The organism is Aquiflexum sp. (genome assembly GCF_041751335.1).
Taxonomy (GTDB): Bacteria; Bacteroidota; Bacteroidia; order Cytophagales; family Cyclobacteriaceae; genus Aquiflexum.
Genome location: NZ_JBGSXS010000255.1, coordinates 1 through 6,144, shown reverse-complemented (window position 1 = coordinate 6,144; position 6,144 = coordinate 1). Strand labels below are relative to the sequence as shown.

The following is a 6,144-nucleotide window of genomic DNA, read 5'->3' as shown; positions in this document are numbered from 1 at the left end:
TAAACAAGAAAAAGGCTACCCGAAAAATCAGGTAGCCTTTCAATTTAATTTAAATGAGACTTATGAGACAGCCTCTCCTCATTTAACCGGATCTCCGTTCCACGAGCTTGCCGAGGGGTATTTTGCATTTATGTCGTTGATAGCCGAATTGGCTGGCTTTATTGTTTTAAAAAAAAATAATGGAACCACAAAAGTGACAAAAGAATACAAAAGTTATTGAATATCGACTTTTAGTGATATAGTCTTTTGTTCCCTTTTGTTTCTTTTGTGGTTCAAGTAAAATTTCTTATGTGATTTTCCAGAATAATGCCGGTATCAAAGAGAACTACTCAATGAGTTTTTTGAGCAGGTCTCTTACCTGTCGATAGGATTTGATATTGTAATTCGCTTGGGTGTATGCATATCCAACCCTTATGGTATAGGCGTTTTTGGGCATGGCTTTGAAGGTGTCTTCATCTGTCCAGTCGTCCCCGATTGCCAAGACAAAATCATATTCTATTCCTTTCATCATTGCTACCGCTGCGCGCCCCTTATTGATATCAGGTCGTTTGATTTCTAAGACCATATTTCCTTCCAATACCTGCAAATTATATCCGCGGGCCATGTATTTGAGATGTGAAAACAGTTCTCTCATTCTCAGGTCCCCTAAGCCGCTCTCTACTTTCCTATAATGCCATACAAGCGAATGGTGTTTTTCTTCGATAAACGCACCTGGAGTCCTAAGAACATAGTATTCCATGATTTTTCTGATTTCTTCCTTCCAGCTATCATCCACCTCGGCGTACAGTTCCCATCCTTCCTTAGATGATTTGCGCTTAACCCAAACACCGTGCTCAGCTATCATATCAATTGACTGACCTTTAAACCATTCGCCAAGGGTATCTTTATCTCTGCCAGAGATAACGACAACTTGTGATTTGGGACTCAAACCTTTGATGATACCTTTTAATTCAGAATCAGGCATGGCATCCTGCGGGTTTGTTTTGAAACCTGTCAAAGTTCCATCATAATCCAAGAACAGGACAGGATTGGAAGCAGATTTGAATTTTTCTTCGATTTCTTGGATAATTTTAGTATCCACCTCTCTTGAGATAAGTTCCGCCTGTTTTCTTTTCACATGCTCCAACCGGTCAAGATAAACTTTTACCCATTGGAAAATATCATACTTCTTCAGGCTTTCCTGCATAGAAACCATTCTGGATTTCTGTTCCTCAGGTTTCATAGCTAAGGCTTGGTAGATAGCGTCTACCACACCCTGCTTATCGTTGGGGTTGACCAATACTGCATCGATGAGTTCTTTGGAAGCTCCGGCCATTTCAGAAAGAATCAATACACCGGTTTGGTCAGTTTTACTTGCAACAAATTCCTTACAGACCAGATTCATCCCATCTCTCAATGGTGTTACCAAAGCAATATCAGACATGCTATAGAAAGCACTCAATTCTTCAAAAGGAAAACCCCTGTAGAAATAGTGAACCGGAATCCAATTTAGGGTGGAATACTCGGCATTTATCCTGCCTACAAGTAAATCTATTTCTTCCTTTAACTCCTTATAGGATTTTACTTTGTCCCTACTTGGTACCACGACCATGATCATGGATATTTTTCCATGTAAATCCTTATGGGTTTTCAAAAGCTCATAGAATACATGGAGCCTTTGAGGAATTCCCTTGGAATAGTCCAATCTATCTATGGTTAGGATCAGTTTTACATCTCCAATTTGGGCTTTAAAATTTTTTACGATATTTTGGGTTTTTCTGCTTTTGGCCTGTTTTTCAAATTTCCCATAATCAATGCCCATTGGAAAGGAATCCACATTGATAATCCTGTTTTCGGCCTGTATATATCCGCTTTCCGAAGACATCCCAGTAATTCTGCCTACAGCACTGAGAAAGTGACGCATGTCGTCATAGGTATGAAATCCTATCAAATCCGATCCGCAGACTCCTTCGAGCAATTCTTTTCTCCATGGAATCATCCTGATGATTTCATAGGAAGGAAAGGGGATATGTTGAAAAAAAGCAATTGTCGCATTGGGCAGTACATCTCTCAGCATTTTTGGCAGGAGCAACAATTGGTAATCATGCACCCAAATGGTGTCGTCCGGATCAGCTTTTTTTAGAATAGCTTCACAAAACAACTGATTGACCCGGATGTAAGCTTCCCAATGTTCTGGGTTATAGACAATGTATTGGGTAAAATAATGGAATGCGGGCCACAAAGTCTCATTACTAAAGCCTTCATAAAACTCCTCCACATCTTCTTTGGTAAGAAATACAGGTGCCATTTTCAGTTCATGCAATTCCAAAATGATTTCGGCACGCTGTTCGGGGTCTTCAACTGTATTGCCTGGCCAACCAATCCAGATATTATCCCCTGATTTGTAGATGGAGCCTAGGCCTGTGGCCAAACCTCCCGCCGATGGTTTAAATTCAAATCGGCCATTTCGATGTCTAAGTGAAACAGGTAGTCGGTTGGATACAATTATGGTTTTTGACATTACTGGGAATTTAAAACAATTAATGAATTTTTTAAAAGAAAGATTTTTAAATATAGTCATTAAAGCTCAAAATTTGACCAATTTTAGAGGTTTTTGACCCAAATTGATAATGTTAAATTGTAGTCAATTATCTTTATTATTATAATTTAGAATTCAAAAACACATCATCAAAATGAAATATTTTAAACCCTTTGTCCTTCTTTTTGCAGGTATTTTCTTTGGCATTTCAAGCTTTGCCCAGACTGAACCCCATGCTTTTTACCTCACATGGACCTCTGATCCTACCACCTCCATTGAGGTTGACTGGCATTTGGATGCCATTAACCCGACAACATTGTATTTCAGAAGAAAGGGAACAGAAAAATGGCATTCTTTCCAAAGTGATGTGTTACCTTATCCTTTCTCTCCCAGGTATGTCCACCGTGTAGGACTTCAGGATTTAAGATCCAATACTGAATATGAACTCAGGTTTGCCTCTTCTGATTCCATTTATTACTTCCGCACATTACCAAAGAACCTCAACAACAAATCCCTCAAGATTGCTATCGGAGGCGATTCCATGCATCGCAAAGAATGGTTTGAAAAAACTAGTAGGGTAGCGACATCCTATGATCCCGATTTTGTGATTATCGGAGGAGATATGGCTTACGAAAATGGATTGGCTGTTAATATCCAAAGGATTTATGATTGGTTTGATGTCTATACAAATACCTTAGTCACAGATGATAACCGTATTATTCCCTGTATTGTCGCGGTAGGTAACCATGAATTAGTTGGGGGATATTATACCCAGCATGAAGGGTATGAACAGACTAGCGAATTCAGAGGGAGGATAGCCCCGTATTTTTATGGACTCTTTGCATTTCCTGGACAGCCGGGCTACAATGTGCTGGACTTCGGAAAATACCTGAGTCTGATCATTTTGGATACAGATCATACCAATCCCATTGAAGGTGTACAGACAGAATGGCTCAGGAGAACCCTTGAATCCAGAAAAAATGTAACGCATAAAATCCCCATTTACCATGTTACTGCATACCCTTCAGTCAGAGATTATAATGGAATTACCCAAACCTTGGTAAGGGAAATTTGGACACCGATTTTTGAAGAAAACGGGGTGAAGATGGCTTTCGAAAACCATGACCATGCCTACAAAAGAACTTATCCAATCAAAGCACAACAAATAGATGAATCCGGGATTGTATATGTGGGTGACGGTTCTTGGGGAGTTCAACCACGGGAAGTTCATAGCTTAGACAGTGCTTGGTATCTCAAAAATGTACAGTCTGTCAGGGCATTTAGCTTGTTGACTTTGGAAGGAGGTAAGTTTAGCTTGATATCTGTGGATGAGGACGGGAATGTGATCGATAGGTTTCCAGAAAGTGATTTGTTGATGAGAGAGGAAGATTGAGGAAGGAGAGGTTTAGAACCATTTTCGGAGCAGTGGATTTTTCTCTACGTTACCAATGACCTAATCGGAGCAGCCGTCAACTTGACGGTAGGAAGGGTCTCACGAGGAGCAGGAAATGATAAATTTTAACATAAATAGGACCTTTGGAGATCCCTCATGCCTCGGGATGATACTTGCCTGCCGTAGGTAGGGGTAACCTGATGTCATTACCTATTTTGAACATTTACAAAAATTTTAAAGACTCAAAATTGCAAAGGGAAAGTCTTTGACACAATTAAATCAAATACTGGATTCAAGAAGTAATAAGCCTTTCATTTTCAGCCAAATCCTAAATACGCTTCACCCTATTAACCATCCACCCCAAAACAAACCCCACTAAAAAAACAGCCATGGTCCCCAGCACAATGGCCAAATTCTTATGCAAATCGAGAACAGGCCAGCCTTGAGCCCTGAGTAACTCCTCCAGACTTATCCATGCGATGATGATCAAGCCAAAGATTACACCTATTATAGCGGGCATGTTACTTTTGGACTGGGTAAGAACACCCAAAAGGAAAAGACCCAATATTCCACCACTGAAAATCGAAGCCAATGCCCACCAGGCATCCAATGCGCTGCTGACCCCATTGAAGGCCAGTCCTATTAGAATAGCTGCAATTCCCATGATAAATGAGGACAAATAAAGTACATTGAACTCAGCAGCTTTAGGGAGTTTTGGGAAAAGGTATTTTTTGACATGATCTTCCAATATCACCGTCGCCGAACTGTTGATGCTAGTGGATAAAGTACTCATACCCGCCGCAAAAATGGCCGCTATCATCAGTCCGGTCAATCCAACAGGTAGAGATGAAACAATGAAATAGGGGAAAACTTTATCAGCATTTTCAAAGGCCTGTAATTCCAATTGTAGGTTTTCGGGAAACTGTTGGTAATAGGCAAACAATGATGTACCGATCATGAAAAACAACAAAGAAACCGGAACATAAAGCAAGCTTCCCAACCAAGTTGACGCTTTGGCTTCTGATTCTGTTTTGGCTCCCAAATACCGTTGGATATAACTTTGGTCCACCCCAAAATTCTGTAGGTTGATAAATAATCCATAAACCAGAATCACCCAAAAAGTATTTTGACCCAAGTCAAAGGAAAAACTGCCCAAGGAAAGTTTGTTTTGGTCTTGGGCTATTTCAATTACCTCTGGAAAACCTCCCGGCATTTCCCAGATGATCAATATAAAACAGGTCAATGCACCTGCTATCAATAATATCCCCTGGACAGCATCCGTCCAAACCACAGCTTCAATCCCCCCTAACATGGCATATATCGTCACTCCAATACCTGTAGTTATGATGATCATCGGTATACTCCATCCAAATAATGCGTTCATGGGCAGCGCCAATAAATACATGATAGCTCCCATTCGGGCCAATTGTGTCAAGAGATAGCATGTTGAAGCATAAACCCTTGCCCATAACCCAAAACGGTTTTCAAGATAGGCATAGGCTGAGGGGCTCTGCAGTTTTCTGTATAGTGGGATGAAATAGTTCACAGCAATGAAAGCCGCCAAAGGGATGGAAAGGCTAAAAACAAAACCGTTCCAATTGGACTGATAGGCACTGCCAGGTAAAGCCAAAAAACTGATACTACTGACATATGTTGCAAAGATGGACATCCCCAATGCCCATGCAGGTAACCTACCTCCTCCGCTGATATAATCTATAGAAGTTCTTTTTTTGAAATAAAAAGAAGCTCCAAAGGCAATTATTCCAGACATATATACCAAAAAAACAATCAAGTCAATAAGAGGAAGATTCATAGATTGTCATAGGCGGTAAGGAATTAATTGCTTTTAATTTTGAAAATGATCTTTTCAAGATTTTGTACTATGGTTTCTTTTGCTTTGGTATCCACAGATTGCAGTGGTGGAGCGATATGAGGTTCACAGATACCCAAATAATATAGACTTTCTTTGACACCGCAGAGATAGCTGGAGCTTTTTGGGCTACATCCATAAATGTTCTTTGAGATTTCAAGAATTAGAGGCTGGATTTTGTTGACCAAATCCAGGTCCCGGTTTTTTGCAGCCTCGAAAAGTCGGACATAGAGGTTGGGAAAAATATTTGCGCCTCCGTTAACCCCCCCATCCCCGCCCGAAAGTACTGACTGTGATAACATTTCTTCAGGGCCAATCAAAACGGAGAATTCAGGTTTTTCTTTTTTTAATGCCAATAACTTC

General features: G+C 40.3%; 5 protein-coding genes. 2 read left to right on the top strand and 3 right to left on the bottom strand.

The window, feature by feature from the left end:
* Nucleotides 1–220 (top strand): hypothetical protein (locus ACEW8U_RS14255; protein ID WP_373522723.1); only part of this gene is annotated, 220 nt, incomplete at its 5' end.
* A 105-nt stretch (nucleotides 221–325) separates the two neighbouring features.
* Here ACEW8U_RS14255 and ACEW8U_RS14250 read toward each other — a convergent pair.
* A complete protein-coding gene (locus ACEW8U_RS14250) occupies nucleotides 326–2,500 on the bottom strand; it encodes a bifunctional alpha,alpha-trehalose-phosphate synthase (UDP-forming)/trehalose-phosphatase (protein WP_373522722.1) in 2,175 nt (724 codons plus the stop codon).
* 172 nt (nucleotides 2,501–2,672) lie between these two features.
* On the opposite strand from ACEW8U_RS14250, the gene ACEW8U_RS14245 reads away from it, so the two are divergent.
* Entirely contained in the window at nucleotides 2,673–3,911 is a 1,239-nt protein-coding gene (locus ACEW8U_RS14245; protein ID WP_373522721.1) for a fibronectin type III domain-containing protein, read from the top strand.
* A 328-nt stretch (nucleotides 3,912–4,239) separates the two neighbouring features.
* Here the strand turns inward: ACEW8U_RS14245 and ACEW8U_RS14240 are convergent, their stop codons facing one another.
* On the bottom strand, nucleotides 4,240–5,724 hold the full coding sequence (locus tag ACEW8U_RS14240) for a sodium:solute symporter (RefSeq protein ID WP_373522720.1): 1,485 nt from the start codon (nucleotides 5,722–5,724) through the stop codon (nucleotides 4,240–4,242).
* Between the two features lie 23 nt (nucleotides 5,725–5,747).
* On the bottom strand, nucleotides 5,748–6,144 hold a 397-nt coding region (locus tag ACEW8U_RS14235), incomplete at its 5' end, for a dihydrodipicolinate synthase family protein (protein WP_373522719.1).

Excerpts from the sequence above, each read along its gene's own strand:
- ACEW8U_RS14240 (WP_373522720.1), bottom strand. The coding sequence starts at position 5,724 with ATGAATCTTCCTCTTATTGACTTGATTGTTTTTTTGGTATATATGTCT.
- ACEW8U_RS14245 (WP_373522721.1), top strand. The coding sequence starts at position 2,673 with ATGAAATATTTTAAACCCTTTGTCCTTCTTTTTGCAGGTATTTTCTTT.
- ACEW8U_RS14250 (WP_373522722.1), bottom strand. The coding sequence starts at position 2,500 with ATGTCAAAAACCATAATTGTATCCAACCGACTACCTGTTTCACTTAGA.